The organism is Paracoccus sp. KKT209 (assembly GCF_055635455.1).
This window is the reverse complement of the sequence record NZ_CM145758.1, coordinates 2,921,002-2,938,581: the sequence shown is the minus strand read 5'-3', so window position 1 is coordinate 2,938,581 and position 17,580 is coordinate 2,921,002. Positions and strand designations below refer to the sequence as shown.

Here is a 17,580-nt window from a genome sequence, read left to right as displayed (position 1 = left end):
GAGGAGCCATGCAATTCGAGAACCACGGGCTGAAGGGGGGGCTGTGGCGGGGCCGCATCCAGGGGCTGCCCGTGCGGCCGGCGCGCGTGGTGCTGAGCCATCACGGCGCGGTCGTGGCCGAGGCCCAGCTGGAGGGCGACGGCGAGGGGGCCTGGCTGGTTCAGGTCGACCTGCCGGGCGACGTGCTGTCGGACGGGCTCCAGACACTGCTGCTGCGGAGCGATGGGGGTGCCTCGGGCGAGGAACTGCAGCCCGGCGGCGAGGTGCTGGCGCGGCTGCCGCTGATGGCCGGAGAACCCCTGGAGGATGATCTGGCCGCCGAGATCGCCGCCCTGCGCGCCGAGTTGGAACTGGTCAAGCGCGAGCTGCGCCGCCTTGCCACCGCAGGCGGGTCGCGCCCCGGCTGACCTGCCCGCCGGGCGGACCGGATGCCGCGTCACTGCAACGTCATGTTTCCTTGCGAAAAGCGGGGGGCATGGCTATATCGGCGGCTCCGTGACCGTGCCCTGTTACGCGACCCAGACCGAAGGCTTGCCATGACCCCGCTGCAGACGCCCCATTACCTGATCGACATGGCCCGCCTGCGCGCCAACATGGAAAAGGTGGCCTGGCTGCGCGAGGCCTCGGGCGCCAAGGCGCTGCTGGCGCTGAAATGCTTTGCCACCTGGTCGGTCTTTGACCTGATGCGCGACTACATGGACGGCACGACCTCGTCTTCGCTGTTCGAGCTGCGCCTGGGACGCGAGGAGTTCGGCAAGGAGACCCACGCCTATTCCGTGGCCTGGGCCGATCACGAGATCGACGAGGCCGTCACCTATGCCGACAAGATCATCTTCAACAGCCTGTCGCAGCTGGACCGCTATGCCGAGCGGGCCACGGGGATCGCGACCGGCCTGCGCCTGAACCCGCGCTTTTCGACCAGCGGCTTTGACCTGGCCGACCCGGCGCGGCCCTTTTCGCGGCTTGGCGAGGCCGATCCGGAGCGGCTGGAAAGCGCGCTCGACCGCATCAGCGGCGTGATGATCCATTACAACTGCGAAAACGACGACTTCGACCTGTTCGACCGCCAGCTGACGCGGATCGAGGATGAATTCGGCAGCATCCTGAAGCGTCTGGACTGGGTGTCCCTGGGCGGCGGCATCCATTTCACCGGCGAGGGCTATCCGCTGGAGCGCCTGGCCGACCGGCTGAAGGCCTTCCAGGACCGTTTCGGCGTCCAGGCCTTCCTGGAGCCGGGCGAGGCCAGCATCACCCGGACCACCACGCTGGAGGTGTCGGTCCTCGACATCATCAACAACGGCAAGGACGTGGCCATCGTCGACAGCAGCACGGAGGCGCATATGCTGGACCTGCTGATCTATCGCGAGACCGCCAAGCTGCCGCAGGACGGGGACCACGCCTATCAGATCGCCGGCAAGACCTGCCTGGCGGGCGACATCTTCGGCGAGGCACGCTTTCCCCAGCCCCTGAAGATCGGCGACCGGGTCAGCATCCAGGACGCGGCCGGCTATACGATGGTGAAGAAGAACTGGTTCAATGGCGTGGCCATGCCCGCCATTGCCATCCGCGACGAGGACGGGACGATCCGGACCGCGCGCAGCTTTACCTATGACGATTTCAAAGGCAGCCTGTCGTAAAGGCCACCCATCCTCTGCCACCCTGCGACAAGGAGACAGAATTGGCGAAGAAGAACGTGCTCATCATTGGTGCCGGTGGCGTGGCGCAGGTTGTGGCCCACAAGGTCGCGCAATGGTCGGCCGAGTTCGGCGACCTGCACATCGCGAACCGGACGCAGTCCAGGGCGGATGCGATCATCGAGGGCCTGCGCGACAAGGGCCACCAGATGCCCTTCACCAGCCATGCGCTGGACGCGATGGACGCGGGTGCGGTCGAGGCGCTGATCCGCAAGGTCGACGCCAAGATCGTCATCAACGTGGGCACCGCCTTCGTCAACATGACCGTGCTGGAGGGCTGCATCCGCGGGGGCGCCGCCTATATCGACACCGCCATCCACGAGGATCCGTCCAAGGTCTGCGAGACGCCGCCCTGGTACGGCAATTATGAATGGAAGCGCCGCGCGGATGTCGCAAAGGCCGGCATCACCGCCGTCTTAGGCGCGGGCTTCGATCCGGGCGTCGTCAACGCCTATGCGCGGCTGGCCGAGGACGAGTATTTCGACAAGGTCGACAGCATCGACATCGTGGACATCAACGCCGGCAGCCACGGCCGCTGGTTCGCCACGAACTTCGACCCCGAGATCAACTTTCGCGAATTCACCGGCACGGTCTATTCTTGGCAGCAGGGCGTCTGGCAGGAAAACCGCATGTTCGAGGTGGGCCGCGAATGGGACCTGCCGGTGGTCGGCAAGCGGACCGCCTATCTGTCGGGCCATGACGAGGTGCACAGCCTCTCGGCCCGCTATCCGCAGGCGGATGTGCGGTTCTGGATGGGCTTTGGCGAGCATTACATCAACGTCTTCACCGTCCTGCAAAAGCTGGGCCTGCTGTCGGAACAGCCCGTCACGCTGGCCGACGGGTCGGAGGTCGTGCCGCTGAAGGTGGTCAAGGCCGTGCTGCCCGACCCGGCCAGCCTGGCGCCCGATTACGAGGGCAAGACCTGCATTGGCGACCTGGTGAAGGGCACGCGCGACGGCAAGCCGGGCGAGGTCTTCATCTACAACGTCGCGGACCACAAGGAGGCCTTCCAGGAGGTCGGCAGCCAGGGCATCAGCTATACCGCCGGCGTGCCGCCGGTCGCGGCCGCGATCCTGATCGCCCGCGGGCCCTGGGACGCCAAGAAGATGGCCAATGTGGAGGATCTTCCTGCCCGGCCCTTCCTGGAGCTGCTGGGCGAGATGGGTCTGCCCACGCGGGTCATCGACGCCACGGGCGACCATCCGATCTGAGGGCACTGCCCCGATCTTGAACCCCTGACGCAGCGGGCCGGAACAACCGGCTCGCCGGCGGCGTTTGGCGGCACCAATCGCCCCTGATGCCGTGGGTGCGTGGCGTGTATCAGGGAGTTAACCATGCCTAGTCCCGAGGGACATCGTTTTCCGCGTTTTGCCAATGACGGTGAAAGCACCGTGCCGCGTCTTGCCAATTGGGCGATCATCGGCATCTTCATGATCCTTGTCTTTTCCGCCATCGCCGCCGGGCGGGATTTCCTGATGCCGGTGACGATGGCGGTGCTGCTGTTCTTCGTCTTCACCCCGCTGCGCCGTTTTGCAGAACGTCGCGGCGTACCGGATGCGTTGACGGCCCTGGGGATCACCCTGTCCATCCTGCTGACCGTGGGCGTGATCGCCTACGCCGCCAGCGGGCCGCTCAGCCGGGCGATGAACAACATGCCCGTCATCAGCCAGCAGCTGGAACAGAAGTTCGACAGCGTGCGCGACAGCCTGACCGGTCTGCGCGATGCCGCCCGCCGCATCGAGGAGGCGCAGGAGGCCGCGGCGGAGGAGGGCGACCAGCCCACCATCAAGGTCGAGCAGCAGAGCGAGACGACCCTGGGAACCGTGGTGAAGATGACGCCGCTGCTGCTGGGGCAGGTGCTGTTCACGCTGATCCTGCTGTTCTTCATGATCGCCTCGGGTGACCTCCTCTACCTCAAGATCGTGCAGAGCTTTGACCGAATGCGCGACAAGCGCGGCGCCTACCTGGCCTTGCGGGGGATCGAGGACTCGCTTGGCAACTACCTGGGCGCCATCACCATCATCAACGCGGGTCTGGGCCTGTGCGTGGGCCTGGCGATGTGGGCTTGGGGCCTGCCGGGGGCGCTGCTTTTCGGGATCGGTGCCTTTGTTTTGAACTTCATCCCTTACCTGGGTGCGATCCTGGGCGTGGCGATTTCGGGGCTGGTGGCGCTGATCGTGATGCCGGGGGTCTTCTGGCCGGCGATGGTGGCGCTGACCTATCTGACCCTCACCTCGCTGGAGGGGCAGATCATCACCCCCTATTTCGTGTCCCGCCGGCTACAGATGAACACCGTCGTCGTCTTTCTGGCAGTCGCGCTCTGGGCCTGGCTCTGGTCGGTGCTGGGCATGGTGATCGCGGTGCCGGTGCTGGTCGTCATGCGCGTGCTGGCGGAACATGTGCCGGGATGGGAGAAGTTCGGCAACTTCCTAGCCGGTGATGCACCTCCTGCGCTGGAGGACGAGGACCAAGAGGATGCGCGCGAACTGGTCGAGGCGGGCTCCGAGGCCGAGGATGGCGCTTCGGCCCGCGTGGCCACGGCAGAACTGATGGAAGACGGGCCGTCTCAGTCGGATCGGGCCTGACGGGCCCTTGCCGCAAGGCGCGGGCCGGTTCTCCGGCCCGCACGGATGTCATAGTCGCCTTTGGCCTCAGCCGGCGGGCAGTCCGGGCGCCACCTCGTTCACGGCGGCCTCGATCTGCTTGCAGGTGGCCTCGACGCTGCTGCCCTGATTCTCGGCGGCCTGCGCCAGAGAGACTTCGGCCTCGCCCACGGCGACGGTGCCTTGGGTGCCCTTTTCTTCGGCGGTGGCGCCGGCCTGCTCATCGCCCGGCTCGATCATCCCGATCAGCTGGGTCTGCGTGGCCACGGCCTCCGGTCCGGTGAACCCTTCCTGGTTGCAGTATTTCAAGATGCCCAGCTGATTGCGGGCGGCTTCGTAATTCGCCGCGCCGTCGGTGGGGGCTTCGGCAACCTGGGCTGCTGCGGGTGCGGCCAGGCCAAGGCCCAGAACGACTGCGATATGCCGGATCATGCGATTTCTCCTTTTCCGTCATGGCTGCGCCGGGTGGCGCGTCCGGCACAGCTAGGCGGAACCGCCGGGAATGGCCCGCGCAGATGAACGCGGTTCAAGGAGATGGCAGGTCCTTGCCCAGATGCGCCGTTCCGGGGCGACCCTGTCGGCAGGTTCCGGCCCGGTGACCCACCGGAAGGCCGTCCGGGCACACGATGCGGTGAAGGGATGCTTCACGTCCGCGTGGCAGCGCGCGTCGCCTTGGAACCCGGGCAGCTTGTCCAAGCGTTGAAGCATCAATCGAATCATGGAGAACTGACATGCTCACGTCCTCGTTCAAGACCCTTCTGATCGGCGGCAAGGTCGCCGCCACCGCCGCGCTGCTGGCGACCACCGCCATGGCCCAGACCACTGCCATCGACACGCCGCAGGGGAACACCGTCGTGGTGCCCGATCAGGCGCTGGAGGCGCAGCCCTCGGGCGGCTTCGTGCTGGAGAGCGACTATCCCCGCCTCGACAGCATGGAAAACAATGAGATGATCGCCGAAACCCTGATCGCGCAGGGCTATTCGGACGTGGTCATCAGCCGCGAGGGGCCGATCCTGACCGTGACCGCGCAGCGTGCGGCCGTTCCGATCGAGCTGGTTTACAGCACCGCCAACGGCCGCCTGATCTCGGTTGACGGTGTCGAGACGCGCCCGGCTGCCGGCGGCACCTCGGCCGGTGACACGGCGACCGGAACCACGGCCGATACCGCAGCGCCCGCGGCCGCTCCGGAGGATGCCGCGACCGACGGCATCACCGATGACAGCGAAACGGATGCCGCCACCGACGGCACCGGCACCGAGGCAGGGACCGGCGGCAGCGATGTCGGTGCCGATGCAGATACCGCTGCGGATGAGGGTCCTGATGGCGCCGACACGAGTGGCGCAGACACGGATGGCGCCGGCACGGATGGCGCGGACACGGATGGTTCGGACAGCGACAGCGACAGCAGCGGCGCTGACGGTGCTGATGCCGACAGCGGCACCAACGGCTGATCCTGCACCCCGGGGAAAGAGGCCGCGGCATCAGCCCGGCCTCTTTTTCGTTCCGCCGACGTGACGGAGATGTGATCGAACCGGGCGGTTCCTTGATGGTTGGTTTCCGAATCGCGGCACGGCTGCCGCACCCAGTTGAGGAGAGACAGAATGATCAATCCGATCCAGACCCTGAAGCTTGGCGGCAAGGCCGCTGCTCTGGCCACGCTGATGGCAACCGCGTCGATCGCCCAGACCGCCATCACTGACAATGCGTCCGACGTCGCCGCTGACCCGTCCATCACGACGATGGAAGGGGTCCAATTCCCCGAACTGGCCAGCGTCGAGACGGACCAGCAGGTGATCGACGGGCTGTCCGAGCAGGGCTATGAAAATGTCGTCGTCACCCGTGAAGGCAAGGCCGTGCGCGTCACGGCGGAGCGCGCGGGTCTGCCGACCGAAATGGTGTTCAACAGCGCGGATGCCCGGCTGATGATGGTGGACGGGGTCGAGCCAAGTGCAGAGCCTGCCGAAACGGCAGCGCCGGCCGGCATGACCGAGGGGGCCGCTCCGAACCTGGATGCACAGCCCGGGGCCGCGACGGACGGTGACGAACCCGCCACCGAGACGCCTGCCTCGTCCGACTTCGGCGGGCAGGAGGATGTGCCCATCACGGCACCCACCGCTTCGACCGATGGCGTGGACACCGACCCGGTCGAGCAGACCATCCCCGCCGACGCTGCCCTGCCGGTCCCGAGCGGCAGCGGAACCGAGGCCGATGGCGGCGCAGAAACGGGCGGCAAAGACGGCTGATATGCGTTGATGCATGACATGAAGAACCGGGCCTCGCGCCCGGTTTTTTCATGCAGGCTGGTCGGAAGGTCTGACCAGGCAACGCCAATCAACTTCCGGATATCCCGGCAAATTATCTGCCAACGCAGCCAAAGAGGATACAGTGGTGAGCCCAACAGGATTCGAACCTGTGACCCACTGATTAAAAGTCAGTTGCTCTACCAACTGAGCTATGGGCCCAACACGAGGCGTTACCTAGGGGGGGTGCCGGGTGGCGTCAACCCAAAAAACGAACTCTCTGGCGGAATCATTTCCCCGGGCCTATATCGCGGCCATGACGCACGCTTTCTCCACTGGCCTGCCCTTCCTGAAAATGCACGGGCTGGGCAATGATTTCGTTGTTCTCGATCTGCGCGGGGGACTTGCACGTCCTGACGCGGATCTGGTTGCGCGCATCGCTGACCGCCATCAAGGGGTAGGGTTCGACCAGCTGGCCGGGATCGAGGATGCGCCCGATGCCGATGCGCGGCTGGTCTTCTGGAACGCGGACGGGTCCTTCAGCGCGGCCTGCGGCAATGCCACGCGCTGCATCGCCCGCCTGCTGATGGACGAAACCGGCGCCCGCAGGCTGCGGCTGCGCACCGGTCACGGGCTGCTGCTGGCCGAGGATGCGGGGAGCGGCCTGACGCGCGTGAACATGGGCCCGCCGGTGCTGGACTGGCAGGGCGTTCCGCTGGCCCGCGACGTGGATCTGGACCATCTGCCGATCAAAGGCGATCCGGTGGCTACGGGGATGGGCAATCCGCACCTGACCTTCTTCGTGCCGGATGCCGAGGCCGTCGATCTGGCGGTCTTTGGTCCCGCGCACGAACATCACCCCCTTTATCCGCAGCGCACCAATGTCGAGGTCGTGCAGGTCCTGTCGCGGGAGGAGATCGTCCTGCGAATCTGGGAACGCGGCACCGGCATCACGCTGGCCTCGGGCTCCTGCTCCTGTGCGGCGGTGGTGGCGGCGGCGCGGCGGGGCCTGACGGACCGGCGCGTGCGGGTGAACGTGCCGGGCGGGCAGCTGCTGATCGACTGGCGCGACGACGGCGTCTGGATGGAGGGGCCGACCGCCCTGGTGTTCCGCGGCACGCTGGATCCGGCCTGGCTGGCCGCCGGTGCGACGACATGAGCGCGCCCGTCTTTTCCACCCTCGGTTGCCGCCTGAACGCCTATGAGACCGAGGCCATGCGCGAGATGGCCGAGGCTGCGGGCCTGTCGGGCGCCGTGGTCGTGAACACCTGCGCCGTCACCGCCGAGGCCGTGCGCAAGGCCCGGCAGGAAATCCGCCGCCTGTCGCGCGAGAATCCGGGCGTCCCCGTCATCGTCACCGGCTGTGCCGCCCAGACCGAGCCCGAGACCTTTGCCGCCATGCCCGAGGTGACCAAGGTCATCGGCAACCACGAGAAGATGCAGCCCGACACCTGGGCGTCCTTGCGCGCCCCCGACCTGATCGGCGAGACGGAAAAGGTCGTCGTGGACGACATCATGTCGGTCAAGGAAACCGCAGGCCACCTGATCGACGGCTTTGGCCGCCACCGTGCCTATGTGCAGGTCCAGAACGGCTGCGATCACCGCTGCACCTTCTGCATCATCCCCTTCGGGCGCGGCAATTCGCGCAGCGTGCCTGCGGGCGTGGTGATCGAGCAGATCAAGCGCCTGGTCGGTCGCGGCTTCAACGAGGTCGTGCTGACCGGGGTGGACCTGACCAGCTGGGGCGCCGACCTGCCGGGCACGCCGCGGCTTGGCGATCTGGTCATGCGCATCCTGCGGCTGGTGCCGGACCTGCCGCGCCTGCGGATCAGTTCGATCGATTCGATCGAGGCGGACGAGAACCTGATGCTGGCCATCGCGACGGAGCCGCGCCTGATGCCGCATCTGCACCTGTCCCTGCAGGCGGGCGACGACATGATCCTGAAGCGGATGAAGCGCCGGCATCTGCGCGACGACGCCATCGCCTTTTGCGAAGAGGCGCGGCGGCTGCGCCCGGACATGGTCTTTGGCGCCGACATCATCGCGGGATTTCCGACCGAGACCGAGGCGATGTTCGACAACAGCCTGAAGCTGGTTGACGACTGCGGCCTGACCTTCCTGCACGTGTTTCCCTATTCGGCCCGCAAGGGGACGCCGGCGGCCCGGATGCCGGCGGTCAAGGGACCTGCGATCCGCGACCGTGCAACGCGGCTGCGGGCGGCCGGCGACGCGGCGCTACAGCGTCACCTGCAGGCGCAGGTGGGCCGGACGCATCGCGTGCTGACCGAGGGGCCGCGCATGGGCCGGACCGAGCAGTTCACCGAAGTCTCCTTTGCCGCCGACCAGCCCGAGGGGGCGCTGATGGACCTGCGCATCATGGGCCAGGACGGGGCGCGGCTGACGGCCTGAACCGAGGCAATCCGGGGGTTGCGGCCCCCGGTGGCGGCGGCCTAGCCTTGGCCGAATTCCGGCAGGAGGGGCCAGATGACGACGATCCTCTATACCCATGACAGCGCAGCGGCCCACCAGACGCCGCCCGGCCATGCCGAACAGGTCGCCCGCCACGCTGCCGTGCTGGCGGCGCTGGACGGGCTGGACCTGGATCGGCGCGAGGCGCCATTGGCCGACGACGCCGATGTGCTGCGCTGCCACCCGGCATCCTATCTGGCGGACCTGCGCGCCGGGACGCCGGAGCAGGGGATGCGCATGCTCGATCCCGATACCTACCAGTCGCCGGGCAGCCTGGAGGCTGCGCTGCGGGCGGCGGGCGGGGCCTGCGCGGCGGTCGATGCCGTGCTGGCGGGCGCGGCGACCACCGCCTTCGTCGCCATGCGCCCGCCCGGACATCATGCCGAGCGCGAGACGCCGATGGGCTTTTGCCTGCTGGGCACCGTCGCCATCGCCGCCAAGCGGGCGCTGGATCATCATGGGCTGGACCAGGTGGCGGTGCTGGATTTCGACGTTCATCACGGCAATGGCACGCAGGACCTGCTGTGGAACGAGCCGCGCGCCTTTTTCGCCTCCAGCCACCAGATGCCGCTTTATCCCGGCACGGGCGCGGCCTCGGAAACCGGCGCGCATGGGCAGATCCTGAACGCGCCGCTGCCGCCGGGATCGGACGGATCGCTGGCGCGGGCGGCCTGGGAGGACATCCTGGCGCAGGCGCGGGCGCATCGTCCGCAGCTGGTGATCGTCTCGGCCGGATTCGATGCCCATGCGGCCGATCCGCTGGCGCAGCTGGACTGGGACGAGGATGACTTTGCCGCCATCACCCGCGCCATCTGCGACATGGCGGCGGCCTGCGGGGCACCGGTGGTATCCTGTCTGGAAGGTGGCTATGATCTGCCGGCTCTGGGACGCTCGGTGCGTGCCCATGTGAAGACGCTGATGGAGGCCGCAGAATGAGCGATATCAAGACCCTCTCCTTCGAGGAGGCCATGCGCGAGCTGGAGGCGACCGTCGGCAAGCTGGAGACCGGCGAAGCCACGCTGGAGGAATCCATCGCGCTTTATGAACGGGGCGCGGCCCTGCGCGCGCATTGCGAGGCCCGCCTGCGCGAGGCCGAGGAGCGGGTCGAGAAGATCACGCTGGCCGCCAACGGCCAGCCCACCGGGACCGAGCCGGCCGAGGGTCTTTGATGCGCGATCGCCTGGCCGAGGTCGCGGCCCTGGTTCAGGCCGAGCTGGACCGCGCCATCGACGCCCTGCCCGCCGGTGAACTGGCCGATGCGATGCGCTATGCCGTCACCGGCGGCAAGCGGCTGCGCGCCTTCCTGGTCATGGAGTCGGCCCGCCTGCACGGGGTTGCGGACCAGGCGGCGCTGCCCGCCGCGGCGGCGATCGAGGCGCTGCATGCCTATAGTCTGGTCCATGACGATCTGCCGGCCATGGATGACGACGACCTGCGGCGCGGCCAGCCCACCGTCCATGTCAGGTGGAGCGAGGCGACCGGCATCCTGGCGGGCGATGCGCTGCAGACGCTGGCCTTCCAGTTGCTGGCCGACCCCCGCATCGGCGGTGCCGAGGCGCGCCTGCGGCTGGTCGCGGCGCTGGCCCGTGCGGCCGGGGCCGAAGGGATGGTCTGGGGTCAGGCGCTGGACATCGCCGCCGAAAGTGCCGGCGTGCCCCTGGACCTGGCCGCGATCACCCGGCTGCAGGGCGGCAAGACCGGCGCGTTGATCCGCTTTGCCGCAACCGCGGGCCCGCTGATCGCGGGACAGGATCCGGCGCGGCTGGACCGTTACGCCGACGCGATCGGGCTGGCCTTCCAGATCACCGACGACATCTTGGACGTCACCGGCGACGAAGCCGTGACCGGCAAGCGCGTGGGCAAGGATGCGGGGGCCGGCAAGGCGACCTTTGTCTCGTTGCTGGGGCTGGCCGGTGCGCGGGCCGAGGCGCGGCGTCTTGTCGCCGTCAGCGATGCGGCCCTGTCCGATTATGGTCAAGACGCCGGAAACTTGCACGAGCTTGCGCGTTTCGTTATCGAGCGCGACACCTGAACGCCCGCCCCGAGGAGGGCCAGCCATGACCGATCAATCCAAGACGCCGTTGCTGGACCGCATCTCGCTGCCGTCCGACCTGAAATCGCTGAGCGATCACGACCTGTCGCAGCTGGCTGACGAGCTGCGGGCCGAGACGATCAGCGCCGTCAGCGTCACCGGGGGGCATTTGGGCGCGGGCCTTGGCGTGGTCGAGTTGACCGTGGCGCTGCACGCCGTCTTTGACACGCCGCGCGACAAGATCATCTGGGATGTGGGCCACCAGTGCTATCCGCACAAGATCCTGACCGGGCGCCGCGACCGCATCCGCACGCTGCGCACCGGCGGCGGGCTGGCCGGCTTTACCAAGCGCGCCGAAAGTCCTTATGACCCGTTTGGAGCCGGGCATTCGTCCACATCCATCAGTGCGGCCCTGGGCTTTGCCATGGCGCGTGAATTAGGCGGCGATCCGGGGGACGCGATCGCGGTGATCGGCGACGGCGCGATGAGCGCGGGCATGGCCTACGAGGCGCTGAACAATGCCGGGCACGAGGGCAAGCGCCTCTTCGTGATCCTGAACGACAACGAGATGTCGATCGCCCCGCCGGTGGGGGCGATGTCCTCCTACCTGACGCGGCTTTATGCGGGCGGGCCGTTCCAGGAACTAAAGGCCGTGGCCAAGGGCGCGGTCGGCATGCTGCCGAGCAGCCTGCAGGAGGGCGCGCGCCGGGCCAAGGAAATGCTGAAGGGCATGACCATCGGCGGCACCCTGTTCGAGGAGTTGGGCTTTTCCTATGTCGGCCCCGTCGATGGCCATGACATGGAATTGCTGCTGCCGCTGTTCCGCACGGTCAAGGCGCGTGCGGATGGGCCGGTGCTGATCCATGTGGTGACCAAGAAGGGCAAGGGCTATGCGCCCGCCGAGACCGCGGCCGACCGTGGCCACGCCACCGGCAAGTTCGACGTGATCACCGGCGTGCAGGCCAAGGCCAAGTCGAACGCGCCCAGCTATACGGCCGTCTTTGCCAAGGCGCTGATCGACGAGGCGGCGCGGGACGACAAGATCCTGGGCGTGACCGCCGCCATGCCGGACGGCACGGGGCTGAAGCAGTTCGCGCAGCGCTTTCCGCGCCGCTGTTTTGACGTTGGCATTGCCGAACAGCATGCGGTGACCTTTTCGGCCGGTCTGGCCGCGGGAGGGATGAAGCCATTCTGCGCGATCTATTCGACCTTTCTTCAGCGCGGCTATGACCAGGTGGTGCATGACGTGGCGGTCCAGAACCTGCCGGTCCGCTTTGCCATCGACCGGGCCGGGCTGGTGGGCCAGGACGGCCCAACCCATGCAGGGGCCTATGACATCGCATTTTTGGCGAACCTTCCCGGCTTCGTGGTGATGGCGGCCGCCGACGAGGCCGAGCTGGTGCATATGGTTGCGACCGCCGCGGCCCATAACAGCGGCCCCATCGCCTTCCGCTTTCCGCGCGGCGAGGGCACGGGTGTCGAGATGCCCGAGCGCGGCCAACTCCTGCCCATCGGCAAGGGCCGGATGATCGCCGAAGGCCAGAGCGTGGCGATCCTGTCCTTCGGGACGCGCCTTTCAGAGGTCATGGCGGCGCGCGAGGCGCTGCAGGCGCGCGGCATTTCACCGACGGTTGCGGATGCCCGTTTTGCCAAGCCGCTGGACCGGGACCTGATCCTGAACCTGGCCAGCACGCATGAGGCGCTGATCACCATCGAGGAGGGCGCCGTGGGCGGTTTCGGCAGCCATGTCGCACAGCTTCTGGCCGAGGAGGGTGTGTTCGACAGCGGCCTGCGGTTCCGCTCGATGGTGCTGCCGGATGCTTTCGTCGATCACGATGCCCCGCGTGCGATGTACGACACCTCGGCCCTGAATGCCGAGCATATCGAGGCCAAGGTCCTGTCCCTGATGGGGGTCGAGCGGCTGAAGACCCGGCGCGCCGATCCGGCCTGACCGGCGCGCGCGTCAGCCATAGCTGCGCACCAGCGCGCCCGCGATCATGCCCCACCCGTCCACCGTGACGAAGAAGGCCAGCTTGAAGGGCAGCGACACCACGACCGGTGGCACCATCATCATGCCCATCGACATCAGCACCGCGGACACGACCAAGTCGATGATCAGGAAGGGCAGGGCGATCAGGAACCCGATCTCGAAGGCGCGCTGGATCTCGGACAGCATGAAGGACGGGACCAGGACCGACAGCCGGTCGGGGTCCCCTGCGCCCGGCGCGATTTCCGCCAGCGTGCCCAGTGTATCGGGATCGACGCGGGCCATCATGAAGTTCTGGAACGGAACGATCCCGCGCTGGAAGGCCTCGGCGATGCCGATGCTTCCCTCCTGCAGGGGCAGGCCCGCGACCTGCCAGGCCTCGCGCAGGACAGGGTCCATGATGAACCAGGTCAGAAATATCGCCAGGCTGACGATCAGCATGTTCGGCGGTGCCTGCTGCAGCCCGATGGCCTGACGCAGGATGGACAGCACCGTCACGATGAACGGAAACGCGGTCACCATGATCGCGATGCCAGGGGCCAGGGACAGGGCCGTCAGCCCCAGCACGATCAGGACCGCGTTGTCGCCCAGGCCGGCGCCCAAGGCATCGCCAAGCTCCTGTGCCAGCGCCGGCACAGGCAGCAGCGCTGCCGCCACCAGGATCGCAAGTCGGATCACGGCGCCCCCGTCGCCCCCAGGACGCGCACGCAGAGGCGATCCTCGTTGCTGCCGTCGCCGGTCAGTTCGCCGCGCGCGATGACCTTGTCGCCGACGCAGATCTCGACTCCGTCCTCGATGGCCTGGTCCAGGATCAGCACGTCGTCGGGCCGCAGGGCCGAAAGCTGGGCCACCGTGCGGCGGGTCCGCCCCAGACGAATGGTGACCTCGACTTGGATGGTGTCGGTGTCGATGAGGTGGCTCAATGAGTCCATGAGGTGCCGTCTTCCTTGATTTCTGTGATGAGGGCGCGGATCTGCGCGGCGATGGCCTCGGGCGCCAGTTCGATGCGGCCGCCGGCGACCGTGACCGTGATCCTGTCGGTCGGCGTGGCATCGATCTCGATGCCCGAAAGGCCGCTGTGCTCCAGACAACGCTCGACCAGCGGTCGCAGGCGGTCGCTGCAGGCGATCCGCGCAGCCAGGGTGCTGCTGCGTTGCGCCAGGCGGTCCAGTTCGGCCCGCAGCGCCTCCTCCAGCCTCCGCGAGGCCAGGGGAGGGGCCATGATGTCCAGGATCTGCGTCAGAATCGGACCCAGTGCCTCGACCGCCTCCTGGCGCATCCGGTTGCGGCGGGCATCGTCATCGGAGAGGCTGGCCGCCAGCCGTTCGAGGCTGTCGCCCAAGGTCCGCAGATCCTCGTCGCGGGACTGGGCGCGGGCTTCTGCGAAGCCCTCGGCATAAGCCTGGTCCAGATCCTGTCGGGAAAAGGTGACCTCTGCCCCTCGGTCCACCACGGCGCTGGAAAAGGATTCCAGCCTGAACATCGCAAGGCTCAATTCACTTTCTCCTTGTTGTCGATCCAGCCGGAGAGGATCTTGACGCTTTCGTCATGCCGTTCGCGCATCATGCTTTTCAGGCGCGCGACGGGATCTGCGGGGGGCAGAGACAGCTGCGGCGGCTCCGGCGCGGCCGAGGCTGCAAAGCGCGCCTCCTGCGGCAGCGGGGTGCCTGCGTCCTCGATGGTGCCGGTCAGCGCAGCGGTCGGCGCGGGGGCGGGGCTGTTGTCCAGAAGCGGCACGGGCGCGGCGCGGGCCCGCAGGACCGGGCGAAGGACCGCCATGATGATGGCCAGCGCAAAGATCCCCACCAGCGCGATGCGCGCCAGGTCGTTCAGCGCCAGACGGTCCAGAAGCCCGGGCCGGGCCAGCGTCCCGCCTTCACCCAAGGCCGCGAAAGGCAGGGACTTGATGGTGATCAGGTCGCCCCGCGCCTCGTCATATCCAACGGCCGAGGCCACCAGTTCGCGCAGCGTTGTCAGTTCGTCCTCCGAACGCGGGACCAAGGTGCTTTCCCCCTGGGGGTTCACCTGCGCGGCCCCGTTGACCAGCACCGCGACCGTCAGGCGGCGGGTCGAGCCGGGCTGGCGCGACACCTCGCGCGTGACGCGGCTGACCTCGTAATTCGACTGCTGGCGGTTTTCCGACCGGTTCGACTGGCTCTTGTCGCCCGGCTGCTCCTGCGCGTCCGGCAGGTTCGAGGCCGCCGTCACCGCCCCCGTGCCGGTCGAGTTGCTCTGGTCCGAAGTTTCCTCGGTCACGGTCGAGATCAGCGCCCGCTGTTCGGGGTCAAAGCGCTGCTCGGTCAGCATTTCGGTGTCGGTGACCAGGTCCAGGTTCAGCTCGACGATCGCATTGCCGACGCCCACATGGGGTTCAAGGATGCGCTCGACATTGCGCTTCATCTCGGCGGCGCGGTCGGCGCCGGTCTGATCCTCGGTGGCCGAGATGATCCCGCGCTGCGAATCGATCACCGTCACCCGCTCGGGCTGCATCCCCGGCACGCCCGAGGAGATCAGGTATTTCAAGGCCGCCGCCTGGTCGCGGCTGATCGCCTGACCCGAGGTGGTCAGCGTGACCGAGGCGCTGCCGTTCTGGTCGCGCCGATAGCCGCGGCCGGTTTCGATGGCCAGGTGCACGCGGGCGGTCTGGACATTCGGCAAGGCAAGGATCGTGCGCGCCAGCTCGCCTTCCTTGGCGCGCCAATAGGCCGCGTCGAACATCTGCGAGGTGGTGCCAAAGCCCGACATGCCGTCCAGCAGCTCGTAGCCGGTGCTGGAGGCAGCGGGCAGGCCCTGCGCGGCCAGGTCCATCCGCAGTCGGTCGCGCTGTCCGGCCTCGACCCAGATCGCATCCCCGCGAACCTCGTAGGGCACGCCGGCGCGCTCTATGCCGGCGATCACCTCGCCGGCCTGCGCCGCATCCAGCCCGCCATAGATCAGCGCCATGCTGGGCCGGTTGGCCAGCCACGCAAATCCCGAGACCGCAAGGAAGACCGCCAGGAAGGCGCCGGCCAGGATCATCCGCTGTTGTGAGCTTCGCTCGTTCCAGTAGTCCTGCAGTTTTTGCAAAACCGTTCCTTTCGAATCAGCGCGTCGTCGTCGTTCTGACCCTTGGATGACATGGCCGGCATTAAGAATTGGTTAGTCGCAACCTGATATTTCCGTCTTGTCAGGACGGAGAATCACGATGACCGAAGCAGTGGCCGATGCAGCCGAAACCCCACGGGGCAAAAAGGGATTGCTGGTCCCGATCGCGGCCGCCCTGCTGCTGGGCGGCGGCGGCTTCGCCTCGACCTATCTGGGCCTCTGGTCACCGGCCGGCCTGATGGCCGAGCCCGCCGCCGAACCCCAAACCGCCCATGCGGCGGTCGAATTCATCGACGTCCCGCGGGTCGAGATCGTCGTTCCCGGAGGTCGGGCGCGCAGCCTGGTCCTGGCGGCGACGATCGAGACCGACGCCAGCCACGCGGCCGATGTCCGGCACCTGATGCCGCGCGTCTCGGACGCCTTCACGACCTTTCTCTCGGGCGTCGATCCAGACGCCTATGACAAGCGCGGGGTGCTGGAAGTGATCCGCGCGGAACTGGTCACCCGCACGCGCTTCGTCCTGGGCGAAGAGCCGGTCAAGGACCTGCTGATCACGGAGTTTCGCTTCAAATGACCTTGGAACATATGCTGCAGGCCATGCTGGTCCTGGCCTGTCTGGGCCTTGCGGGCTTTTGCGTGTCGTTGACCCACCGGCTGCGCAAGCTGAACGACTTGGAAAGCGGCCTGGGCGGGGCGATCGCCATCATGGCGGCCGAGGTCGACCGGCTGGAACAGGCGATCCGCTCCGCCCGGGACGAGGCGAATGCCGCCAGTGAACGTCTGGCCGACGAGATCGAGACCGCCCGCCGCGAACGCGCCATCTGGGACCTTCGCCAGCGCATCGGGATCGCTGCGGCGGAATCGCCGCCGCCCGCCACGACCGCGCGCAGGTTGCGCAAGCGTGCCGAGGTGGCCCATGGCTAAGCCACTCTTGCCCGCCTTGGCCGTGGCCTTTGCGCTGCCTGGCCTCGCGCTGATGGTGCAGGGAGGCGACCTGTCACGCCTTTTCGCCGCCGTCGCCGAACCGTCGGATCTTCTGCAGGGCTGCGGGGATGTTCCCGAAGCCGTCGCCCTTGCCGAGGAACTGCGCGACCGCGCCCTGCGGATCGAGCGCTACATGGCCGCCATCGACACCCGCAAGGCGGACCTGGCCACGGCCGAGACGACCCTGCGCCAGCGGCTCGAGGAACTGCGCAGCCAGAAGGGCAGCATCCGCGCCCGCCAGGACGGGAAATCCGAGGCCGTTCGCAGCGACATCGACCGCCTGATCGCGGTCTATGACCAGATGAAGCCCGCCGAGGCGGCCGCCGTCCTGACCAATCTTCCTGCCGATTTCGCGGCCGAGATCCTCATGAGGGTCCAGCCCGAGACCGGCGCCCGCATCATCGCCGCGGTCGAACCCCGCCAAGCCGCGCTGCTGACCGCCCAGATGGGCGCGCGCAGCGTCCGCACCCCATAAGGACTAGCAGCC

20 protein-coding genes and 1 tRNA gene are annotated in these 17,580 nt (G+C 67.6%); 15 read left to right on the top strand and 6 right to left on the bottom strand.

All coding sequences use genetic code 11. From position 1 onward, the window contains the following. Positions 1-8 precede the first annotated feature (8 nt). The 4 genes from ACZ2G3_RS14580 (at position 9) to ACZ2G3_RS14565 (ending at position 4,279) form a co-directional block, all read left to right on the top strand. The gene (locus ACZ2G3_RS14580; protein ID WP_470396730.1) at positions 9-407 is read left to right on the top strand and encodes a hypothetical protein; all 399 of its coding nucleotides are present in this window, start codon (positions 9-11) and stop codon (positions 405-407) included. Positions 408-536: 129 nt separating this feature from the next. Next, the gene (gene nspC / locus ACZ2G3_RS14575; RefSeq protein WP_470396729.1) at positions 537-1,637 is read left to right on the top strand and encodes a carboxynorspermidine decarboxylase; all 1,101 of its coding nucleotides are present in this window, start codon (positions 537-539) and stop codon (positions 1,635-1,637) included. Positions 1,638-1,678: 41 nt separating this feature from the next. Beyond that, on the top strand, positions 1,679-2,905 hold the full coding sequence (locus tag ACZ2G3_RS14570) for a saccharopine dehydrogenase family protein (RefSeq protein ID WP_470396728.1): 1,227 nt from the start codon (positions 1,679-1,681) through the stop codon (positions 2,903-2,905). A 123-nt stretch (positions 2,906-3,028) separates the two neighbouring features. Continuing rightward, positions 3,029-4,279, top strand: a complete 1,251-nt coding sequence (locus ACZ2G3_RS14565) for an AI-2E family transporter (protein ID WP_470396727.1) — start codon at positions 3,029-3,031, stop codon at positions 4,277-4,279. A gap of 66 nt (positions 4,280-4,345) precedes the next feature. Here the strand turns inward: ACZ2G3_RS14565 and ACZ2G3_RS14560 are convergent, their stop codons facing one another. Then, entirely contained in the window at positions 4,346-4,729 is a 384-nt protein-coding gene (locus tag ACZ2G3_RS14560; protein WP_419269299.1) for a pore-forming ESAT-6 family protein, read from the bottom strand. Between the two features lie 299 nt (positions 4,730-5,028). On the opposite strand from ACZ2G3_RS14560, the gene ACZ2G3_RS14555 reads away from it, so the two are divergent. Further along, the gene (locus ACZ2G3_RS14555) at positions 5,029-5,748 is read left to right on the top strand and encodes a hypothetical protein (protein ID WP_470396726.1); all 720 of its coding nucleotides are present in this window, start codon (positions 5,029-5,031) and stop codon (positions 5,746-5,748) included. 150 nt (positions 5,749-5,898) lie between these two features. Then, positions 5,899-6,540, top strand: coding sequence for a hypothetical protein (locus ACZ2G3_RS14550; RefSeq protein WP_470396725.1), 642 nt, complete (start codon positions 5,899-5,901; stop codon positions 6,538-6,540). Between the two features lie 143 nt (positions 6,541-6,683). Here the strand turns inward: ACZ2G3_RS14550 and ACZ2G3_RS14545 are convergent. Beyond that, a tRNA-Lys gene (locus ACZ2G3_RS14545) sits at positions 6,684-6,759 on the bottom strand. A 94-nt stretch (positions 6,760-6,853) separates the two neighbouring features. On the opposite strand from ACZ2G3_RS14545, the gene dapF reads away from it, so the two are divergent. The 6 genes from dapF to dxs all read left to right on the top strand — a co-directional run bounded on the left by dapF (position 6,854) and on the right by dxs (position 12,989). After that, positions 6,854-7,696 carry a diaminopimelate epimerase gene (gene dapF, locus ACZ2G3_RS14540; protein ID WP_470396724.1) on the top strand — a complete coding sequence of 281 codons (843 nt, stop codon included), beginning with the start codon at positions 6,854-6,856 and terminating at the stop codon, positions 7,694-7,696. After that, positions 7,693-8,946 (top strand): tRNA (N(6)-L-threonylcarbamoyladenosine(37)-C(2))-methylthiotransferase MtaB, encoded by a 1,254-nt coding sequence (mtaB, locus tag ACZ2G3_RS14535; RefSeq protein WP_470396723.1) that lies wholly within the window; start codon positions 7,693-7,695, stop codon positions 8,944-8,946. Before dapF ends, mtaB begins: the two co-directional genes overlap by 4 nt. 75 nt (positions 8,947-9,021) lie before the next feature. Continuing rightward, positions 9,022-9,942 carry a histone deacetylase family protein gene (locus tag ACZ2G3_RS14530; protein WP_470396722.1) on the top strand — a complete coding sequence of 307 codons (921 nt, stop codon included), beginning with the start codon at positions 9,022-9,024 and terminating at the stop codon, positions 9,940-9,942. Further along, on the top strand, positions 9,939-10,175 hold the full coding sequence (locus ACZ2G3_RS14525; RefSeq protein ID WP_470396721.1) for an exodeoxyribonuclease VII small subunit: 237 nt from the start codon (positions 9,939-9,941) through the stop codon (positions 10,173-10,175). Before ACZ2G3_RS14530 ends, ACZ2G3_RS14525 begins: the two co-directional genes overlap by 4 nt. Continuing rightward, entirely contained in the window at positions 10,175-11,038 is an 864-nt protein-coding gene (locus tag ACZ2G3_RS14520) for a polyprenyl synthetase family protein (protein ID WP_470396720.1), read from the top strand. The genes ACZ2G3_RS14525 and ACZ2G3_RS14520 overlap by 1 nt, the downstream gene beginning before the upstream one ends. A gap of 25 nt (positions 11,039-11,063) precedes the next feature. Further along, positions 11,064-12,989 carry a 1-deoxy-D-xylulose-5-phosphate synthase gene (dxs, locus tag ACZ2G3_RS14515; RefSeq protein ID WP_470396719.1) on the top strand — a complete coding sequence of 642 codons (1,926 nt, stop codon included), beginning with the start codon at positions 11,064-11,066 and terminating at the stop codon, positions 12,987-12,989. Positions 12,990-13,001: 12 nt separating this feature from the next. Here dxs and fliP read toward each other — a convergent pair whose 3' ends face one another. From fliP to fliF, 4 genes are read right to left on the bottom strand one after another with little or no spacing between them, the layout of a single operon-like run. Further along, positions 13,002-13,700 carry a flagellar type III secretion system pore protein FliP gene (gene fliP, locus ACZ2G3_RS14510; protein ID WP_470399156.1) on the bottom strand — a complete coding sequence of 233 codons (699 nt, stop codon included), beginning with the start codon at positions 13,698-13,700 and terminating at the stop codon, positions 13,002-13,004. Continuing rightward, positions 13,700-13,957 carry a FliM/FliN family flagellar motor switch protein gene (locus tag ACZ2G3_RS14505; RefSeq protein ID WP_470396718.1) on the bottom strand — a complete coding sequence of 86 codons (258 nt, stop codon included), beginning with the start codon at positions 13,955-13,957 and terminating at the stop codon, positions 13,700-13,702. The genes fliP and ACZ2G3_RS14505 overlap by 1 nt, the downstream gene beginning before the upstream one ends. After that, positions 13,945-14,520 carry a hypothetical protein gene (locus tag ACZ2G3_RS14500; RefSeq protein ID WP_470396717.1) on the bottom strand — a complete coding sequence of 192 codons (576 nt, stop codon included), beginning with the start codon at positions 14,518-14,520 and terminating at the stop codon, positions 13,945-13,947. Before ACZ2G3_RS14500 ends, ACZ2G3_RS14505 begins: the two co-directional genes overlap by 13 nt. Continuing rightward, positions 14,517-16,091 (bottom strand): flagellar basal-body MS-ring/collar protein FliF, encoded by a 1,575-nt coding sequence (gene fliF / locus ACZ2G3_RS14495; RefSeq protein WP_470396716.1) that lies wholly within the window; start codon positions 16,089-16,091, stop codon positions 14,517-14,519. The genes ACZ2G3_RS14500 and fliF overlap by 4 nt, the downstream gene beginning before the upstream one ends. A gap of 118 nt (positions 16,092-16,209) precedes the next feature. Between fliF and ACZ2G3_RS14490 the strand changes: the two genes are divergently transcribed. The 3 genes from ACZ2G3_RS14490 to ACZ2G3_RS14480 are packed head-to-tail and all read left to right on the top strand — an operon-like array spanning position 16,210 to position 17,568. After that, complete coding sequence (locus tag ACZ2G3_RS14490; protein ID WP_419269283.1) at positions 16,210-16,683, top strand: flagellar basal body-associated FliL family protein; 474 nt, start codon at positions 16,210-16,212, stop codon at positions 16,681-16,683. Further along, positions 16,680-17,033, top strand: coding sequence for a hypothetical protein (locus ACZ2G3_RS14485; RefSeq protein ID WP_419269282.1), 354 nt, complete (start codon positions 16,680-16,682; stop codon positions 17,031-17,033). The genes ACZ2G3_RS14490 and ACZ2G3_RS14485 overlap by 4 nt, the downstream gene beginning before the upstream one ends. After that, positions 17,026-17,568 carry a MotE family protein gene (locus ACZ2G3_RS14480; RefSeq protein ID WP_470396715.1) on the top strand — a complete coding sequence of 181 codons (543 nt, stop codon included), beginning with the start codon at positions 17,026-17,028 and terminating at the stop codon, positions 17,566-17,568. The genes ACZ2G3_RS14485 and ACZ2G3_RS14480 overlap by 8 nt, the downstream gene beginning before the upstream one ends. Positions 17,569-17,580: the final 12 nt, after the last annotated feature.